Source organism: Gordonia araii NBRC 100433 (genome assembly GCF_000241265.1).
GTDB lineage: Bacteria > Actinomycetota > Actinomycetes > Mycobacteriales > Mycobacteriaceae > Gordonia > Gordonia araii.
In genome coordinates, this window is sequence record NZ_BAEE01000025.1 from 1 (window position 1) to 17,298 (window position 17,298).

Here is a 17,298-nt window from a genome sequence, read left to right on the forward strand (position 1 = left end):
AGGCGGTTCATTGCTCAAGCTGTGTCCGTGACAGGGGTCGGCCGCTGTTGAGCCGGGACGTGATTCCGTCAGCGGCACCCGGACTCAGCCCGGATTTCGCCAGCGCAAGTCCGGCGATCTTGTCGGCAGCTGACTGGATGGCCGCCGCGCACGTAGAGTCGGCCTGATGGAACTCGCCGGCGAGCTTCTTCAGCTTGGCCGTTTCGTTGGCCGCCCGGTTGGCCCGCTCCCGTTTCAACTGATCGATGTTCGCCACGGCATCGGCGTTGTCGCCGGCCACCGCATACGCCAACGGATAGTTGTAGGTATCGGTGACGGTCCAATCGCTCGCGACGTCGAACATGTCTTCCTCACACCATGTGGCGCCTGCGATGAGCTTTTTGGCGATGGGCTCCATCGCCGTCTTCCCATTCCTGATGGCCGTGGCGAGATCGTCGAACGCCGCCTTCACGGCCTTCAGCTGACCATGTTCGCGGCTCGCACGCGACTCGGCCGCACGCTGAGCACGGCCATCCCACTCGAGCCCGTCAATCGCACGTTCAATACGATCGCCCGCGGCGGCGACCTCGGCACCGGCTTTGGTGGCGGCGTCAGCAACTTCCTCCATGCCGTCAAAATCTAGATCCAGAACTTGCGGCCAGGCTGGGATCCCGGTGCTTACCTATCGCGACGACTGGTTGAAGTCGCCGAGTCCGGCGACGCGGTTCGACGCCAGATTATTCAGGTAGTCAGGACTGAGGCACTCAGCGTTCTTCTTGTCGGTTTCCTCGTACTCCGTTGCCGACGTGGTCAGGACCGAATCCCAGGCTTGGAGACGACCACGGACCACTTCCAGCGCCTGTTCGGCCGAGGCTCGGGCGCCGGTCAGCGCCTTCGCGGTATCCGTGGACGAGATGCCGGCGGCCCCGTTGCCGATCGGGAACGCCTCGTTGCTCGATGACTGCGGCGGGTCGTTCCCGATGATTGCCTTAGTTGCGCGGCGCAACTCCTCTGGTGTGACATACACGGTTCCGCCCCATCGTCCGGCTCGCAACGTGTGTGCGCCACGAGCGGCGACCCGTTCCAGCGAGTTTGAACCGCCATCGTAACGCACAACGTATGTGTGGTAGGAAGTCGCGTTTCGTTGGCTCATGAAGCGGCTGGGCTTCCGACCAAGTAGCGGTGATTGGTCATCAGAACCGAGGCATTAGCATTCTTCCATGCCGTTTCTGCGTGAATCCGACGACGTGTACGAGCTCTATCTGGGTACCGAGGGGGTCGAACTCGACGAGACCAACCCGGAGAACCGATTCTCCCCGGGGTGGATCGACGCCGTGAACGAGCTGCTCGACCAGGTCGCCGAGGCCGGCTCGTCGTCGAAGAAGGGGCTGGTGATCACCGCCACCGGAAAGTTCTTCACCAACGGCCTCGACACCGACTTCGTCTTCGCCAACGCCGACAAGTTGCCCGCCTACCTCGACGACGTCCACGCACTGTATGCCAAGGTGCTCACGCTGCCGGTCGCGACCGTCGCGGCGATCAACGGCCACGCCTTCGGTGCGGGAGCGATGCTCGCGCTGTGCGCCGACTACCGGGCGATGCGCGCCGACCGCGGCTTCTGGTCGCTTCCCGAAGCGGCGCTGAACATGCCGTTCACCGCCGGTATGGCGGCGCTCATCCGCACGCGTCTGGCCGACGCGGCCGCCACCGACTCGATGCTGACGTCGCGGCGATACGGCGCGGACGACGCGGTGTCGTCGGGGATCGTGGAGGAGACGGCCCCGTCTGAGGGTCTCGTGGAGCGCGCTCGTGCCGTCGCCGCCGAGCGGGCGTCGACCGCTGGGGCCAATCTCGCCGTCATCAAGAAGGGCCTGCGCGCGCCGCTCCTGGAGACGCTGGCGATTCCGACCCCGGCGTCGCTTCTTTAGTGTTTCGCGTCGAAAGTTCTGTTGCGGTTGCCGCGGTAACCATCAACTAATTTCCAACACGCGACACTAGGCTTCCCCGCCCGGTCCGGGGCCGACGTTGCGGGCTTCGTGCAGGCGCAGCGCCTGGACGTAATCGGTTGGCGCACCGGCCTTTTCGGCGGCGTCGGCCATGACTCCGAGGTAGCGGGCCGACGGTAGCCCGCCCTCGTACGCGTCGACAACGTACAGCCACGCCAGCGCGGGACCGTCGGTCGTCTCGATGCGCGCCCGCAGCTTCCGGTGGACCCCCAGTTCCGCGCCCTCCCACCGGTCGAGGGTTTGCTCGTCCTCGTCGGTCACGTCGTACAGGACGACAAAGACGCGTGCGTCGGGATTGTCGCGGTCCTCGACGACGGATGCCAGGGATCCCTCCCAGCCGATGTCCTCGCCGGCGAACGTGAGGCGCCAGCCGACCAGCCACCCGGTCGCCGACATGGGGGAATGAGGCGCGCGCATCGCCATCTGCTCGGGATCCATGTTCGATCCATATGCGGCGTACAGCGCCACGGACATCTCCTCGGGCCGGGTGGCAAACGGTGCTGCGCGGGCAGCGAGATAAGAGTAGCGCCGGGTCCGGGGGTTCGCGCCACGGTGTGGCGATGCAGCGCGGATCGGGGCCCGGTGGGACAGAATGGGAACGGCATCCGGGCAATCGGCCAATCGTCCCCGGGGAATCAGGAGCGCGCAGTGACCAAGATCGTGATCATCGGCGGTGGACCCGCAGGTTACGAGGCGGCGCTGGCCGCGGCTGCGTTCGGCTCGGACATCACGATCGTCGACGCGGACGGCGTCGGCGGGGCCTGTGTGCTCTACGACTGCGTGCCGTCGAAGACGTTCATCGCGTCGACCGGGGTCCGCACCGACGCGCGCCGGGCGTCCGACCTGGGCATCGACCTGCACTTCGACGAGGCCGTCGTCAGCCTTCCGGAGATTCACCGTCGCGTGAAGGAACTCGCGTTCGCGCAATCCGCCGACATCAAGGCCCGGCTGCTGAGCGAGGGCGTGCACCTGATCCGCGGCGTCGGCGAGCTGGCCGACCCGGAACTCGGGAGTGCGACGCACAAGGTCCTGGCGCGCGGCGCCGACGGGAGCGAGGAGGTGCTTCACGCCGATGTCGTGCTGCTCGCGACCGGGGCCCGGCCGCGCATCCTGCCCGACGCCCAGCCCGATGGCGAACGGATTCTCACCTGGCGTCAGCTCTACGACCTCGACGAGCTGCCCACCCATCTCGTGGTCGTCGGGTCGGGTGTCACGGGCGCCGAGTTCGTCCACGCCTACACCGAACTGGGCGTGCAGGTCACCCTCGTGTCCAGTCGCGACCGCGTGCTGCCGGGCGAGGACGAGGATGCGGCGCTAGTGCTGGAGGACGTGCTGGCCGAGCGCGGTGTCGAGCTGGTGAAGAATGCGCGCGCCGACCGGGTCACCCGGGACGGCGACACGGTGACGGTGGAGCTGGCCGACGGCAAGAAGGTCAGCGGTTCGCATGTGCTGATGACCGTCGGGTCCATCCCGAACACGGGCAAGTGCGGCTTGGAACGCGCCGGCGTCGCCACCGACAAGGGTGGCTACATCACCGTCGACCGTGTTTCGCGGACCTCGGTTTCGGGCATCTACGCCGCCGGCGACTGCACCGGACTGTTCCCGCTGGCCTCGGTGGCGGCCATGCAGGGCCGGATCGCGATGTATCACGCGCTGGGCGAAGGAGTCGCCCCGCTCAAGCTGAAGACGGTGGCGTCGGCGATCTTCACCCGGCCCGAGATCGCGACGGTCGGCGTCTCGCAGAAGGCGATCGACTCGGGGGAGTACCCGGCGCGCACCGTGATGCTTCCGCTGGCGACGAACGCGCGGGCCAAGATGAGCGGGCTGCGACGCGGCTTCGTCAAGATCTTCTGCCGCCCGGCCACCGGTGTGGTCATCGGGGGCGTGGTGGTCGCGCCGACGGCCTCCGAGCTGATCCTGCCGATCGCGTTGGCCGTGCAGAACAAGCTCACGGTCAGCGATCTCGCGCAGACGCTGTCGGTGTACCCGTCGCTGTCCGGCTCGGTCACCGAGGCTGCTCGTCAGCTCGTGCGCCACGACGACCTGGACTGAACCCGCAAGATTTCGCCCATCCCTCATCGATCGATGCGGGATCGCCGAAACCGTGAGGGGCGAGCGTCAGTGAGGGGAGTCGATTCCGACGTCGACGAGCAGCTCGGCCGCGAGGCGTTCGAGTTCGGCGCGCACCGCGACGAGATCGGTTCCCGCGGGTACGCGGACGTCGAAGTGGGCCTCGAAGAGAAGGCCGCCGGCCATGGGTGCTTCGCGGGTGCCCGTCGTCATGCTTTCGATGCTCAGCCCGTTGGCGCCGAGAACCGAGGACAGTTCCCGGACGATGCCGGGGCGATCGTTGCCGAGAACGCCGATCGTGAGGTGCGTCGCCGATTCGTCCTCGTCGGCGTCGTGGGCGCCGGAGTGGACTGCGACGTCGAGGTCGGCGAGCGAGCGCGTCGCTGCCAGGAGGCCGTCGGCTTCGCCGTCCGGAACTCCGACGACGACGATGCCCGCGAACTTGCCCTCCAGGCGCGCCAGTTGGCTGCGCTCCCAGTTGCCGCCGTGCGCGGCCACGGCGTCGGCCAGTTCCGAGACGAGTCCGGGCCGGTCGTCGCCGATGACGGTCAACACAAGATGCTGCATAGGCGGATGGTAACCGCCCGGCACCGCGAAGAGGCGCGATGCCGGGCGGTCGTCGGCGAGTCAGCCGTTCTTGAGGAACTCGTCGATCTGGTTGATGGCCTGCGTTGCGCCTTCCACGACACCCATCTCCAGGACCTTGGCCAGGCCCTCTTCGGTGGCGTAGACGCTGCTGTACTCGGCGCGCGTCCCGTCGCCGTCGGCGACGAACCGGTAGACGTTCTGCGAGACGGGCTGATCGGTGTCCGGGGCGAAGTTCTCCGCGTTCAGCGCGAACCCGTCCTCGAACTCGAAGGAATTCGTCTCGTCGACTGAGGTCACGTTCCAGAAGCCGGCGTAGCGCTCACCCTCCGGGCTCGTCATGTAGTAGTGCATCGTGCCGCCCGGGCGCAGTTCGTGGCGGACGAAGGTGGCCGGGTAGGTCGGCGGGCCCCACACCTTCTCCAGCTGGCGCGGGTCGGCATAGACCTGCCATACGCGCTCGACCGGTGCGTCGAAGCGCGCGGTCATGCGGAGGGTGCGGTTGTCTGGGTCCTTGGTGACGTCGATGACTGGCATGGGTCTCACTCCTTGGGTTGTGGTGAATCGGTGTTCTGCCGGTCGGCGGCGAGTAGCTCGTCGATGCGAACGACTCGGCCGCGCCAGATCTCTTCGAGTTCGTCCAGCAAGGCACTGACCGAACGGACTGCGGTGACTTCCCCCGACGCGAGGGCCTCGCGGCCGCTGCGCCGTTTGGTGACCAACCCTGCGCGCTCGAGCACGGCGACGTGCTTTTGCACGGCGGCGAAGCTCATGTCGTAGTGCGACGCGAGCGCGCTGACTGAGAACTCACCGGACAGCGATCGCCGCAAGATGTCGCGACGAGTGCGATCGGCGAGCGCGTGGAACAGTGCGTCGACGTCGTCGTCAGTCAGGGTCGTTGTGGTCACGAGGTAAATATACAACCAAATGGTTGTAGGTTGTCAAGGGGTTGATCCAGCACGATTTCGCCCTTCCCGCTTCGATCGGTGCAGGAAGGGCGAAAACGTGCGGGAGGCGGGGGAGGATTACTCAGGCATGCGCGAGATCGTCGCCCGCGTGAAAGCGATTGCCCGAGAACAGATCTCGGAGATGGGCGGGGCAGGGAGGCTGTTGTAGCTAACGATCGTGTTGACGCCCGCGCGCTGACTTTGTACGCGAGTGACACAGGTGGAACTGTCCATCACGTAGACGGCGACAGTCCGACCACCCACGGTCTGGTCTGGCTGCCAATCGAAGTCACTGTTCGTGCGTCTGTACGCGGTCAAACTGGGACTGTTGCCGACTACTTGCGATAGCGTCCATCGCGACCCGGCGCTTGAGTCTTTCCAAACGCATCCTCGCGCTGTCTGCTTGTCGACAAGTGCCGCGTCGCGACGAGTGGACCATTCCCACCCGAGTTGTTCGAGGTCGTTCCTGTTCGCCTCGGCACAAGGCTCGTACGATGAACCATCGTTTCCGGGGTTCACCCGATTCGGAAAGGCTCCAGGGTGTGCAGATTTCTGCGCCGTCGATACCGGCGTGGGTGAACCGTCGACGTGACATGCGCTGGTCGCCAAGATGAGTGCCATGCCAGCGACCGCTGACCAAACCAGACTATTTCTCAATGAGATGTGCCCCGATGCGGTCGAAAGTGCGAAAACTGTCGCCGGCTCCGGCGCACGTATTCGCCAGGCCCTTCAGTGAATCCGCCTGTTGTGCGAGGGAGAAGTTCCAGCTCGGGGATCCCGCCGCGAGGTCGCGCTTGAGTTCGGCGAACACTGGCGGTGCTTCTGTGCAGCCGTCGCCCATGTAGTTGGCTGCGAGAACTCCAGAGACGGCGTTAATACACGCGACCAACTCCTCAGCCGCCCACCTCGCTACCTTGGCACGTTCCAGCCATGCTTCTGCTTCGGAGAGCAGTGTGGGTTCGGGCACCGGGACCTCGTTTCAGCGCTGGGTCATGAACATCCTCTCCATACTTGGACGCAGCGCGCGGCCGATCGGTTCCATCGAATTCTGACTCGCTCGTGAGGGAACCGCGCGGCCCCGGTGTGCGTCTAAGTCATTGTGGCTCCTGGGGGACGAACGCCGTGGTCGTCGATCGATGTCTCGGCCATCGCGGACATGGTGGATTCGATGGGCGCCGAGCAGGCGGCGGCGGACGTCGCCGCGTTGCGCGCGGCGATCGAGCGCGCACACACGGCGGCGAATCGTGTGACGTCGGTGTTCGAATCGACGGCGGGTTCGCTGAAGGGTGCGGCCGCGTCGGCGAGCGCGGTGAAGGCGTCGCAGGTCGCGACCGATGTCCGTCGATCCGCCGCGATCGCGGCCTCGGCGGCCAGCCGCCTTCAGGGAGTGGCCAACACGCTGGCCGCCACGAGAACGAAGTCACCGGCCCTGCGCGCCGCCGCTGCCGCGCTGGCGGGCCCAGACGTGGACGAGGCCGAGGCGGCACAAGTGCGCGCGGCCGTCGCGTCGGCGATGAACGTCTCGTACAGCGATCCGATGCTGGCGGCATCGGTGTCGGTGGGAGAGGCGCCGGCAGCCGACCTGGGACCCCGGCCGTCGTCGGAGATCGGTACTGGGGCGCAGCCGACGCCCGGCGGCGACGATCGATTCGACACGTCCTCGATCACGAACTCGACGGGGACCGCCGCCGCCGGCGTGCCGCTGTCCTCGAACGGCCGGACCGACCAGGCACCGACCGCCGGCTCGGGAAGTACGCCGCCAGCCGCACAGGCTGGGGCGCAGAATCCGGGCGGGACGAACAAGGCCCCGAGCGGCCCGGACCCGTCGGGGCCGCCGTCGGGAACGAACCGCCCGAATACCGCGAATCCCGCTGTTTACCAACCGAATCTGTCTACGACCGGCGGCCCGACCGGGCTGGTGGCAATGCCGGGCAACCCGGGCGCGCGCGGCATCGGAGGCGCACCCGTCGGATCGACCGGGGCGCCGCCGCCGCGCAGCTCGTTGGTTCCACCCCGGCTGATGCCCTCGACCGCGGGCACTCCTGTCGCCGGCGCACCCCTGCGTCCCGGGGCCGGTCCGGGTATGCGTGGCGGAATGCCGTTTGTGCCCCGCGCTTCCCGGTCGGAGGACGCCGAGGACCGCCGCGCCGCCGACTATCTGCACGTTCGGGAGAACGTCGAGGAGATCGTCGGCGAACTGCCGCTGGTCGGCCCGCCGGTACTGGGCGAACCCGACCCGGCTCCGCAGGCCGATACGACGCAGAACGAGGCGCAGGACGGCGACCGGAAGCTCTGAGGTCGGCTAGGCCAGTTCCAGACTGTGCTCCACCGCGCGGTTCCACTCGGTGTAGAGGCGGGTGCGCTCGTCCTCGGGCATCTGTGGATCCCACTGCTTGTCCTTGGCCCAGTTGGCGTGGATGTCGTCGACGCTTTCCCAGTAGCCGACGGCCAGCCCGGCCGCGTACGCGGCACCGAGGGCCGTGGTCTCGTTGACGACCGGTCGGATGACCGGCACGCCCAGCTGGTCGGCCTGGAACTGCATGAGCAGATCGTTGACCACCATGCCGCCGTCGACCTTCAGCGCCGTCAGTTTCACTCCGGAATCGGCCTCCATGGCCTCGATGACCTCGCGGGTCTGGTACGCGCTGGCCTCCAGCGCGGCGCGGGCCAGGTGGCCGCGGTTGATGAAACGGGTCAGGCCGACGATGACGCCGCGCGCGTCGGGGCGCCAGCGCGGCGCGAACAGACCCGAGAAGGCGGGGACGATGTAGGCGCCGCCGTTGTCGTCGACGGAGGCGGCGAGCCCCTCGACCTCCGCGGCCGAGGAAATCAGCCCGATGTTGTCGCGCAACCACTGGATCAGCGAACCGGTGACCGCGATCGACCCTTCCAGCGCATAGCAGGCCGGCGCGCCGCCGATCTGATAGCAGACGGTGGTCAGCAGGCCGTGCTCGGAGAAGACCGGCTCGGTGCCGGTGTTGAGCAGCAGGAAGTTCCCGGTGCCGTAGGTGTTCTTCGCCTGCCCGGGCGCCAGGCACGCCTGGCCGAACGTGGCGGCCTGCTGGTCGCCCAGGATCCCGGCCAGCGGAACGCCGGGCAGCGACCCCTGGGCTCGCAGCGAGCCGTACACCTCGGAACTGCTGCGGATCTCCGGCAGCATCGACATCGGGATGCCGAAGTCGGCGCAGATCTCCGGATCCCACGCCAGTGTGCGCAGGTCCATCAGCATGGTGCGCGACGCGTTGGTGACGTCGGTGACGTGGAGGCCGCCGTTAGGACCGCCGGTCATATTCCACGCGAGCCAGGAATCCATCGTGCCGAAGCACAGGTCACCGGCCTCGGCGCGCTGGCGCACCCCGTCGACGTTCTCCAGCAGCCACACCAGCTTGGGGCCGGCGAAGTAGGTCGACAACGGCAGTCCGGTGCGGTCGCGATAGCGGTCGGGACCGGCGTCGCCGGCCAGCCGCTCGCAGAGGTCGGCGGTCCTGGTGTCCTGCCAGACGATGGCGTTGTAGACCGGGACGCCGGTACCGCGGTCCCACACCAGCGTCGTCTCGCGCTGGTTGGTGATGCCGCACGCCATGATGTCGTGGGGTTTGACCTCCACCGACGCCATGGCCGACGCGGTTACGCGCCGGATGTTGCGCCAGATCTCCTGTGCGTCGTGCTCGACCCAGCCGGGACGCGGGAAGATCTGTTCGTGTTCGATCTGCTCCGACCCGACCGGTCGTCCGCGATGGTCGAAGACGATCGCCCGCGACGACGTGGTTCCCTGGTCGATGGACACGACATACCCACTGCTTCTAGCCACGCCAGCCATCTTTGCACGCGGTAGGCTCGGCAACCGTGGATACTGACGCCGTCGCGGAGCGACCAGCCGATCTGAGCCCCGAGTACCACAAGCGGGCGTGGGAGCGGCTCGGCTCCGAGCAGTTCGACATCGTCGTGGTGGGCGGCGGTGTCGTCGGTGTCGGTGCGGCGCTCGACGCCGCGACGCGCGGTTTGCGGGTCGCGCTGGTCGAGGCGCGCGATATCGCGTCGGGGACCTCGAGCCGGTCGTCGAAGATGTTCCACGGAGGCCTGCGGTACCTGGAGCAGCTGGAATTCGGGCTGGTCCGCGAGGCACTGCGCGAGCGCGAGCTGTCGCTGCGGCTCCTGGCCCCGCACCTGGTGAAACCGCTGCCGTTCCTCTATCCGCTGACGAACCGCATGTGGGAGCGGCCCTACGTCGCGGCCGGGTTGTTCCTCTACGACCAGATGGGCGGCTCGAAGTCCGTGCCCGGCCAGCGCCACGTCACCCGGTCGGGTGCGCTGCGCGCGGCGCCCGCGCTCAAGCGATCGTCGCTTATCGGCGGCATTCGCTACTACGACACGGTCGTCGACGACGCCCGGCACAGTCTCACTGTCGCGCGCACCGCCGCTCACTACGGTGCCGTCGTCCGCACGTCGACGCAGGTCGTCGACTTCTTGCGGGAGGCAGACCGGGTGATGGGGGTGCGGGTGCGCGACTCCGACACCGGCAAGGTGACCGACGTCCGCGCGCACTGCGTGATCAACGCCGCGGGTGTCTGGACCGACGAAGTGCAAGCGCTGTCGAAGGAACGCGGGCACTTCAAAGTGCGCGCCTCCAAGGGCGTGCACATCGTGGTCCCGCGCGACCGGATCGTCAGTGAGACGGCGATCATCCTGCGGACGGCGAACTCGGTGCTGTTCGTCATCCCGTGGGAGACGCACTGGATCATCGGCACCACCGACACCGACTGGAAGCTCGACCTCGCGCACCCGGCCGCCACGCACCGCGACATCGACTACATCCTCGAACGCGTCAACGAGGTTCTGGTGTCACCGCTGACCCACGACGACATCGAAGGCGTGTACGCGGGACTGAGGCCATTGCTGGCGGGGGAGGACGACGAGACGTCGAGCCTGTCCCGCGAGCACGCCGTCGCCACCGTCGCACCCGGCCTGGTGTCGATCGCGGGCGGCAAGTACACGACCTACCGGGTGATGGGCGCCGACGCGGTCGACGCCTGCAACGACTTCATCCCGACGCGCGTGGCGCCGTCGATAACCGAGCGGGTGCCGCTGGTCGGCGCAGACGGCTACTTCGCGCTGGTCAACCAGTGTGAGGGGCTCGGTCAGCGGTACGGACTGCACCCGTACCGCGTGCGCCGACTGCTCAACAGGTACGGCTCGCTCATCGACGACGTCTTGAGCTACGCGGAAGACGATCCGTCGCTGCTGGAGCCGCTGGCTGCGGCTCCCCAGTATCTGCGGGTCGAGATCGTCTACGCCGTGCGCAACGAGGCCGCGCTGCACATGGAGGACCTCCTGGCGCGGCGCACCCGCATCGCCATCGAGTACTCACATCGCGGCGTCGACTGCGCTGCCGAGGTCGCGGCCCTGGTGGCGCCGATCCTCGGGTGGAGCAAGAAGACGACCGCGTTCGAGGTGGCCAACTACGTGGCCCGCGTCGAGGCGGAGATCGCTTCGCAACAGCAGCCCGACGACGAGTCGGCCGACGCGTTGCGGGCCGCGGCCCCCGAAGCGCGGACCGAGATTCTCGAACCGGTGCCGGTGCCCGAATAGTGCCGTAGGCGGTGTCCGGTGAGGACCTTGTCCTCTAGATGGCCGGTGCCCTCGCGGGTATGGTCGTGGTGACCACCACCGTGTCTTGGGAGGTCACCATGGTTGCCGGCAGCGCGGTTGAGATCCTGTCCGAGGACGAGGCATGGGAGTTGCTGGGCACCAGGCAGCTCGGCCGGCTCGCGACGAGCGTCGACGACCAGCCGGAGATCTTCCCCATCAACTTCTACGCGACCGGCGGCAAGATCTATTTCCGCACCGCGGCCGGAACCAAGCTCGCGGAGATCGCGGTCAACAACCGGCTGGCGTTCGAGGCCGACCGGACCGACGACACCGGCGGCTGGAGCGTCATCGCCAAGGGTCACGCGAAGATCCTCGTCTCCACCCACGACATCGCCGAGGCGGACAAGCTGCCGCTGCACAGCTGGGTGCCGACGCTCAAGTACGACTACGTGGAGATCACCGTCGACGAGATCTCCGCCCGCCGCTTCACGTTCGGCGAGGAGCCGGATCGCTACGGGAATCAGTGACCGGCTGGCAGGCCGGACACCAGTAGGTGACGCGGTCGCGGCCTGATCCGTCGATTCGCCGGATCGGGGTACCGCAGCGCCGGCACGGGCGGTTCCCCCGTCCGTACACGCAGTGGTTCGCGCGACCCCGCAGGCCGGTGGTGTTGCGATTCACGCGCAAGCGGTTCTCCCACAACAGATCCCGCGCCAGCGCGACGGTTTTCTCGGCGTCGACCCCCGCCATCGACGACGCGGGGTGGGCCCCGAGGAGAAAGCAGATCTCGTTGCGATAGACGTTTCCGATTCCGGCCATGAGCCGCTGGTCGAGGAGTGCCTCCGAAACGGTCAGTCTCGGTGTTCGCTCGACGGCCGCGGCGATGTTGGCCAGCGCCAGCCCCGGATCCCAGCCGGGTCCGAGGAGGTCGGGTCCGAGGTGCGCGGTGGCGCGGTCGGGATCGGCGTCGAGGTGGAGTTCGCGCAGCGAGAATCCGACGGCTTCGAGGCCGTCGACCGCGAGAATCACCCGTGCGGTGTGGCCGGGCTTGTTCCAGCGCTGCCCCGCGGTGAAGGTCCGCCACGAGCCGTCCATTCCCAGATGCGAGCGGACCGCTGCGCGCCGATCGTCGTCGGAGACGTCGGCGACGAGGTGCTTACCGATGGACCGCACGTCGTCGACTCGCCAGCCGGACAGATCGACCGTCGCCAGCCGGGGAACGCGGAAGTCGCTCCTGGTCAGCGTTTTTCCGCGCAGAAGCGGCCGGAGCCGAGCCGCCAGCGCATAGATGGTGTCACCCTCGGGCATGGGGTGAGGTCTGTGTCGTCATCGGAGGAGCACCACGGTTATGCGCAGATCGTGAGCACGCGACAGACGCGCGTCCGAGGTGATGAGGTCGGCGTTGAGCAGTCGCGCGCACGCCACGTAGAAGGCGTCGGAAACCCGGACCGATTCGCGAAGCCGCCACGCTTCGCCGACGACGGCCGTGTCGTCGACGCGGCGGATGGGCGCGGTCTGCAGCGCATCGACGCCGGAATCTGCCTCTGCGGCACTGATCTGCCCGGTTCGCGCCAAGCGCCAGAGGGCGGAGGCCACTTCGAGGTCGACGATCGCGGGCGACCACAACTCGGCATCCGCCATGGCCGCGAGCGCCCGATCCTGTCGCGTTGTCGGCAGAATCGCGTCGATGAGCGCGCTGGAGTCGATGACTCGCCTCATTCGGTCGGGTCGTATTCGTCGCGGACGGCGTCCAGCGTGGACGCCACGTCGATGTCGCGTGGCCGGGTGGATCGGACCGAGGCCGCCCAATCTTCGAACAATGGCCGCTCGAGGTCGGCCCGGAGCACTCGCGTCACGTACTCGGACATAGAAAGTCCGACCCGACGTGCGCGCTCACCGAGGCGGGCGTGCAGATCGTCGGGAAGGTTCCGAACCTGAAGCGTGCTCATATCATGAGAATAGCATGAAGTATGCATGCATATGGGCTACGCATGGGATCCGTAGCGCAACCGGACTCCGCGCGGCGTTCGGGTGAAGCCGGCCTCAAGGAGTCGTTTGCCGAACTCGGTGGACTGGACGGGTTCGCCGTCGACGATGTCGATGGCGAGGCGTTCCACGCGCCCGGAACGAACGAGGTCGGCGAGGGCCGCAGCGGATGAGTCTCGAGATACCTCTTCGCGGTGCTCGTCGGCACCGGACCGCGGCGATGGGAACGTGAGCACGGTCTTGCCTCCGCGTTCGACGAAGCAATCGAGTTCACCGTCGACGAGAACGACGAGCGCCCCCGCTTTCCGCCCCGGGCGGTGGGAGCCGCCGCTCTCCGGCCATTCCAGCGCGGCCCCGTAGGGATTGGCCGGGTCGGTGGCGGCGAGGACGAAGGCCCGGCCGGACTGCTCCCGCCGGACGGTCGTGTGGTCGCGCAGCGCATCGACCGTCGTCGGGACGGCGAACTGTGCGCCGCCGAGGCCATCGACGTAGTAGCCGCGACGCACCTTCCCGCTGTCCTCGAAGACGGTCAGGGCCCGGTACACGCGCGAGAAGCCGCCGGGCACCCCTTCGTTGTGTACGGCGCCTTTCGTCACGACGCCGTAGCGCTCCAGCAGCACTTCGCAGGTCGCCGACGTCGCCGCCGTCGGATCGACCTCGGGGCGCCGGAGAAGAAACCACCGACCGCTCAGCACGCCCGGGACGGTTGCGGCGACGGGGCCGGCACCGGGACCGGATGCCCCCGCCAGGTAGGCGCCGGAGAGTCGCGCGCCTCGCAGTCGTGGTGCGCGCCGCGACCGGTGACTGGGAGTGCTCCGACCGGCGGATCCTCCCCGCCCGGAGAGGAGCGTCCGGACCGGCGCGAAGCTGTCGTTGGCGACCCGGCCGGACCAGACCAGCGCCCAGACCGAGTCGGTGACGTCACCCGGGGCGTCGAGTCCGGCGATCAGCTCCGGAAGGCGAAGGGCTCCACCGGTTTCCAGTGCCTCGGTCAGGCTGGTCATCGTCGCCGTCGTCTCGACGTCGTCGGGCGGGGGCAGAGTGGCGGCCGTCAGGTCGGCGGGGTGGAAGGCCACCCACCCGTCGGAGCTGCCGATCGCGCCGTGACCGGACCACACCGTCTCTCCGGTGGACAGCAGCTCGTCGAGCATCGACGGCGAGTAGTCGGGCACCCGGGCGGGCAGGACCAGCGATTCCCACGCCGAGGCGGGGATCGGAACGCCGGCGAGTTGATCGATCGCCGACGCGACTCCATCGACGCCGCGGGTTCTGCCGCTCGCCGCCGAGACGTGCTGCCAGTCGAGGAGGAACCTCGCGAAGCTGGCGTTATCGACCGGTGCGATCGCCGAGCGGGTCGCAGCGAGGGAACCCCGCCGGATCTGACCGAGGACGTCGGGATGACACCACTGGGGCGTGCCCGCTCCGGCCAGGAACTCGCCCTCGACGACGCGCCGGTTTCCGGCGAGACGGACGAGCGTGTCGCCGACGACCGCCGACGGCAGGCCGATCCCCTCGGTGGCCTCGGCGGTGGTGAACGGCCCGTGCGTCCGCGCGTACCGGCCGACCAGGTCGCCGAGCGGGTCGTCGACCGGTTCGGCGAAGGCCACCGGCACCCCCGGCGGGAGAGCGATGCCGAGTCCGTCGCGCAGCCGCCCGGCGTCCTCGACCGCCGCCCACCGCTCCCGACCGTGGTGGGTGACCAGGAAGATCTGTCCGCGCAGCGAGTCGAGCACCGCATCCAGCAGCTTCTCGCCCCGGTAGCGCTGCGCGATCTCCTCCGTCGTCAACGGGCCGAGCCACCGGAGGAGGTCGCCGACATCCTGGGCATCGCGCGCCTGCCGCGCCGGATCGAGTCGCTGCAGGCGGGCGACGACTTCGGCGATCACCTCGTCGTCGAGCAGTTCCCGCAGGTCGAGACGCCCGAGCAGCTGTGCGAGCAGTGCCGTGTCCAGCGAGAGGGCCGCCGCCCGGCGTTCGGCGATCGGAGTGTCGTCGGCGTACATGTAGGCGCCGATGTAGTCGAAGAGCAGGGCAGCGGCGAACGGTGAGGCGCTCGGGGTCTCCACGGCGGTCAGCCGCACCTGACGCCGGGCGATGCGCGTCAGGAGATCGTGCAGCGCCGGCAGGTCGTACACGTCCTGGAGGCATTCGCGCACCGCTTCGAGCACGATTGGGAAGTCGGGGTAGCGCGAGGCGACGCCGAGGAGCTGGGCGCTGCGCTGCCTTTGCTGCCAGAGCGGCGAGCGGCGCCCGGGGTCGCGTCGGGGCAGCAGCAGGGCGCGGGCGGCGCATTCGCGGAATCGTGCGGCGAAGAGCGGTGAATCGGCCAGTGCGTCGGTCACCATGGCCTCGATCTCGTCGGGGTCGACGAGGAACACTTCCGGGCCGGGCGGGGCGTCGTCGGTGTCGGGCAGGCGGACGATGATGCCGTCGTCGGCCGCGCTGACCGCCCCTTCCAGTCCGAGGGTCGCCTTGAGCCGGTTCGAGATAGCGCTCGCCCACGGCGCGTGGACCCGCAATCCGTACGGCGAGTGCAGGATGACGCGCCAGTCGCCCAGCTCGTCGCGGAACCGTTCGACGACGAGGGTCCGGTCGGTGGGAACCGTGCCGGTGGCGTCGCGCTGCTCGCCGATCAGGGCGGTGAGGTTGCCGCGCGCGAAATCGGTGAGACCGAGGCCGAGCTCGGTGACGGCGGCGTCCATGGATTTCGAGTTCGCGATCTGACCGGTGAACTGCCCGATCGCGGCGCCCAGTTCGGCCGGGCGCCCCACCGTGTCGCCGATCCAGAACGGCAGCCGCCCCGGCAGCCCGGGGGCCGGGGTGACGAGCACGCGGTCGTGGGTGATCTCGGCGATGCGCCAGCTGGATGCGCCGAGTGCGAACACGTCGCCGACGCGAGACTCGTAGACCATCTCCTCGTCGAGTTCGCCGACGCGGCGCGGCCCCTCCTCGTCGCCGGCCAGGAAGACGCCGAAGAGGCCGCGGTCGGGGATCGTTCCACCGGAGGTCACCGCGAGGCGCAGCGCGCCCCGGCGGCCGGTGAGCGTGCCGACTGCGCGATCCCACGTCACCCGCGGGCGCAGCTCGGCGAACTCTTCCGACGGGAAGCGTCCGGAGATGAGGTCGAGCGTGGCCTCGTAGACGTCGCGGCCGAGGTTCTTGTACGGGGCAGCCCGCCGGACCGTGTCGTACCACTCGTCGACGTCGAGGTCGTCGACGGCCGCTGCCGCGATCGTCTGCTGCGCCAGCACGTCGAGCGGGTTGGAGGGGATGGCCAGTTGCTCGATGAGGCCGTCGCGCATCCGGGCGGCGGCGACCGTCGTGTGGATCAGGTCGGTGCGGTGTTTCGGATAGAGGATGCCGCGGCTGATCTCGCCGACCTGATGCCCCGCGCGGCCGACGCGCTGCAGACCGCTGGCCACCGACGGCGGCGACTCCACCTGGATCACGAGGTCGACCGCACCCATGTCGATGCCCAGTTCCAGCGAACTCGTGGCGACGACGCAGCGCAGCCGCCCCGACTTCAGATCGTCTTCGATCTGGGCGCGCTGTTCTTTGCTGACCGAGCCGTGGTGGGCACGGGCCAACACGGGCGCGTCGAGCGGGATCGCGGGCGTGTTGCCCGTGGTGATCGCCGACGGGCCGCCGCCGGGATTCTGGTGGTTGCGGGTCTCGGTGGCCTCGTACCCCTCCTGGCGCGCGTAGATCTCGTTGAGCGCGGCGGTCAGGCGCTCGGCGAGGCGCCGGGAGTTGGCGAACACGATCGTCGCCCGGTTGGCCAGGATCTCGTCGGCGATGGAACGCTCGATCGCCGGCCAGATCGAGCCCGCGGTCGGGGAGAGGGCGTCGTCACCGGGCAGCGGGTCCACGTCGTCGGCGGGGATGTTGGCCATGTCTTCGACGGGTACGTCGATGCGCAGTTCGAAGGTCTTGGCGGCCGGAGGGTCGACGATGCGGCACGGCCGCGAGCCGCCGAGGAAGGCGGCGACCGCTTCGGGCGGGCGGACGGTCGCCGAGAGGCCGATCCGCTGGGCGGGCTTGGCGAGCTGCGCGTCGAGGCGTTCCAGCGACAGCGCCAGATGGGTCCCGCGTTTGGTCCCGGCCACCGCGTGCACCTCGTCGACGATCACGGTGTC

General features: G+C 68.5%; 18 protein-coding genes. 5 read left to right on the forward strand and 13 right to left on the reverse strand.

Translation table 11 applies throughout. The annotated features are described in order from the left end of the window. Positions 1 to 7: 7 nt before the first annotated feature. Positions 8 to 607, reverse strand: a complete 600-nt coding sequence (locus GOARA_RS19670) for a hypothetical protein (protein ID WP_007321032.1) — start codon at positions 605 to 607, stop codon at positions 8 to 10. Positions 608 to 661: 54 nt separating this feature from the next. Continuing rightward, on the reverse strand, positions 662 to 1,006 hold the full coding sequence (locus GOARA_RS04100; protein WP_170265723.1) for a type VII secretion target: 345 nt from the start codon (positions 1,004 to 1,006) through the stop codon (positions 662 to 664). 193 nt (positions 1,007 to 1,199) lie between these two features. Here GOARA_RS04100 and GOARA_RS04105 point away from each other — a divergent pair, with 193 nt between their 5' ends. Further along, on the forward strand, positions 1,200 to 1,907 hold the full coding sequence (locus GOARA_RS04105; protein WP_007321034.1) for an enoyl-CoA hydratase/isomerase family protein: 708 nt from the start codon (positions 1,200 to 1,202) through the stop codon (positions 1,905 to 1,907). 66 nt (positions 1,908 to 1,973) lie between these two features. Here GOARA_RS04105 and GOARA_RS04110 read toward each other — a convergent pair whose 3' ends face one another. Then, the gene (locus tag GOARA_RS04110) at positions 1,974 to 2,453 is read right to left on the reverse strand and encodes a gamma-glutamylcyclotransferase family protein (RefSeq protein ID WP_040521715.1); all 480 of its coding nucleotides are present in this window, start codon (positions 2,451 to 2,453) and stop codon (positions 1,974 to 1,976) included. 180 nt (positions 2,454 to 2,633) lie between these two features. Here GOARA_RS04110 and GOARA_RS04115 point away from each other — a divergent pair, with 180 nt between their 5' ends. Continuing rightward, positions 2,634 to 4,037: an NAD(P)H-quinone dehydrogenase gene (locus GOARA_RS04115; RefSeq protein WP_007321036.1), complete on the forward strand. Its 1,404-nt coding sequence runs from the start codon at positions 2,634 to 2,636 to the stop codon at positions 4,035 to 4,037. Positions 4,038 to 4,103: 66 nt separating this feature from the next. Here the strand turns inward: GOARA_RS04115 and GOARA_RS04120 are convergent, their stop codons facing one another. The 5 genes from GOARA_RS04120 to GOARA_RS19675 form a co-directional block, all read right to left on the reverse strand. After that, positions 4,104 to 4,622, reverse strand: coding sequence for a glycine cleavage system transcriptional repressor (locus GOARA_RS04120; RefSeq protein WP_007321037.1), 519 nt, complete (start codon positions 4,620 to 4,622; stop codon positions 4,104 to 4,106). 60 nt (positions 4,623 to 4,682) lie between these two features. After that, complete coding sequence (locus GOARA_RS04125; protein ID WP_007321038.1) at positions 4,683 to 5,177, reverse strand: SRPBCC family protein; 495 nt, start codon at positions 5,175 to 5,177, stop codon at positions 4,683 to 4,685. A 5-nt stretch (positions 5,178 to 5,182) separates the two neighbouring features. Beyond that, the gene (locus GOARA_RS04130; RefSeq protein WP_245548350.1) at positions 5,183 to 5,548 is read right to left on the reverse strand and encodes an ArsR/SmtB family transcription factor; all 366 of its coding nucleotides are present in this window, start codon (positions 5,546 to 5,548) and stop codon (positions 5,183 to 5,185) included. A gap of 117 nt (positions 5,549 to 5,665) precedes the next feature. Then, positions 5,666 to 6,208 (reverse strand): DUF3558 family protein, encoded by a 543-nt coding sequence (locus GOARA_RS20810; RefSeq protein ID WP_083834768.1) that lies wholly within the window; start codon positions 6,206 to 6,208, stop codon positions 5,666 to 5,668. A gap of 25 nt (positions 6,209 to 6,233) precedes the next feature. Then, entirely contained in the window at positions 6,234 to 6,554 is a 321-nt protein-coding gene (locus GOARA_RS19675; RefSeq protein ID WP_007321040.1) for a hypothetical protein, read from the reverse strand. Between the two features lie 201 nt (positions 6,555 to 6,755). Here GOARA_RS19675 and GOARA_RS04135 point away from each other — a divergent pair, with 201 nt between their 5' ends. Further along, entirely contained in the window at positions 6,756 to 7,883 is a 1,128-nt protein-coding gene (locus GOARA_RS04135; protein ID WP_007321041.1) for a hypothetical protein, read from the forward strand. 6 nt (positions 7,884 to 7,889) lie between these two features. On the opposite strand, the gene glpK is transcribed toward GOARA_RS04135, so the two are convergent. Continuing rightward, a complete protein-coding gene (glpK, locus tag GOARA_RS04140; protein WP_007321042.1) occupies positions 7,890 to 9,398 on the reverse strand; it encodes a glycerol kinase GlpK in 1,509 nt (502 codons plus the stop codon). 35 nt (positions 9,399 to 9,433) lie between these two features. On the opposite strand from glpK, the gene glpD reads away from it, so the two are divergent. Continuing rightward, entirely contained in the window at positions 9,434 to 11,176 is a 1,743-nt protein-coding gene (gene glpD, locus GOARA_RS04145) for a glycerol-3-phosphate dehydrogenase (protein WP_007321043.1), read from the forward strand. Positions 11,177 to 11,274: 98 nt separating this feature from the next. Beyond that, a complete protein-coding gene (locus tag GOARA_RS04150; protein ID WP_040521718.1) occupies positions 11,275 to 11,703 on the forward strand; it encodes a pyridoxamine 5'-phosphate oxidase family protein in 429 nt (142 codons plus the stop codon). On the opposite strand, the gene GOARA_RS04155 is transcribed toward GOARA_RS04150, so the two are convergent. From GOARA_RS04155 to GOARA_RS04170, 4 genes are all read right to left on the reverse strand, one after another. Continuing rightward, positions 11,663 to 12,484 (reverse strand): DNA-formamidopyrimidine glycosylase family protein, encoded by an 822-nt coding sequence (locus tag GOARA_RS04155; protein WP_007321045.1) that lies wholly within the window; start codon positions 12,482 to 12,484, stop codon positions 11,663 to 11,665. The two genes, GOARA_RS04150 and GOARA_RS04155, sit on opposite strands and share 41 nt — an antisense overlap. Positions 12,485 to 12,502: 18 nt before the next feature. Further along, positions 12,503 to 12,895: a type II toxin-antitoxin system VapC family toxin gene (locus tag GOARA_RS04160; RefSeq protein ID WP_007321046.1), complete on the reverse strand. Its 393-nt coding sequence runs from the start codon at positions 12,893 to 12,895 to the stop codon at positions 12,503 to 12,505. Further along, entirely contained in the window at positions 12,892 to 13,125 is a 234-nt protein-coding gene (locus GOARA_RS04165) for a FitA-like ribbon-helix-helix domain-containing protein (RefSeq protein ID WP_007321047.1), read from the reverse strand. The genes GOARA_RS04160 and GOARA_RS04165 overlap by 4 nt, the downstream gene beginning before the upstream one ends. A gap of 36 nt (positions 13,126 to 13,161) precedes the next feature. Next, a partial coding sequence (locus GOARA_RS04170; protein ID WP_007321048.1) for an ATP-dependent helicase occupies positions 13,162 to 17,298 on the reverse strand: 4,137 nt, incomplete at its 5' end.

Coding starts and splice junctions, on each gene's coding strand:
- GOARA_RS19670 (WP_007321032.1), bottom strand. CDS start 607: ATGGAGGAAGTTGCTGACGCCGCCACCAAAGCCGGTGCCGAGGTCGCC.
- GOARA_RS04105 (WP_007321034.1), top strand. CDS start 1,200: ATGCCGTTTCTGCGTGAATCCGACGACGTGTACGAGCTCTATCTGGGT.
- GOARA_RS04120 (WP_007321037.1), bottom strand. CDS start 4,622: ATGCAGCATCTTGTGTTGACCGTCATCGGCGACGACCGGCCCGGACTC.
- GOARA_RS04125 (WP_007321038.1), bottom strand. CDS start 5,177: ATGCCAGTCATCGACGTCACCAAGGACCCAGACAACCGCACCCTCCGC.
- GOARA_RS20810 (WP_083834768.1), bottom strand. CDS start 6,208: ATGGCACTCATCTTGGCGACCAGCGCATGTCACGTCGACGGTTCACCC.
- GOARA_RS04135 (WP_007321041.1), top strand. CDS start 6,756: ATGGGCGCCGAGCAGGCGGCGGCGGACGTCGCCGCGTTGCGCGCGGCG.
- GOARA_RS04150 (WP_040521718.1), top strand. CDS start 11,275: ATGGTTGCCGGCAGCGCGGTTGAGATCCTGTCCGAGGACGAGGCATGG.
- GOARA_RS04155 (WP_007321045.1), bottom strand. CDS start 12,484: ATGCCCGAGGGTGACACCATCTATGCGCTGGCGGCTCGGCTCCGGCCG.
- GOARA_RS04160 (WP_007321046.1), bottom strand. CDS start 12,895: ATGAGGCGAGTCATCGACTCCAGCGCGCTCATCGACGCGATTCTGCCG.
- GOARA_RS04165 (WP_007321047.1), bottom strand. CDS start 13,125: ATGAGCACGCTTCAGGTTCGGAACCTTCCCGACGATCTGCACGCCCGC.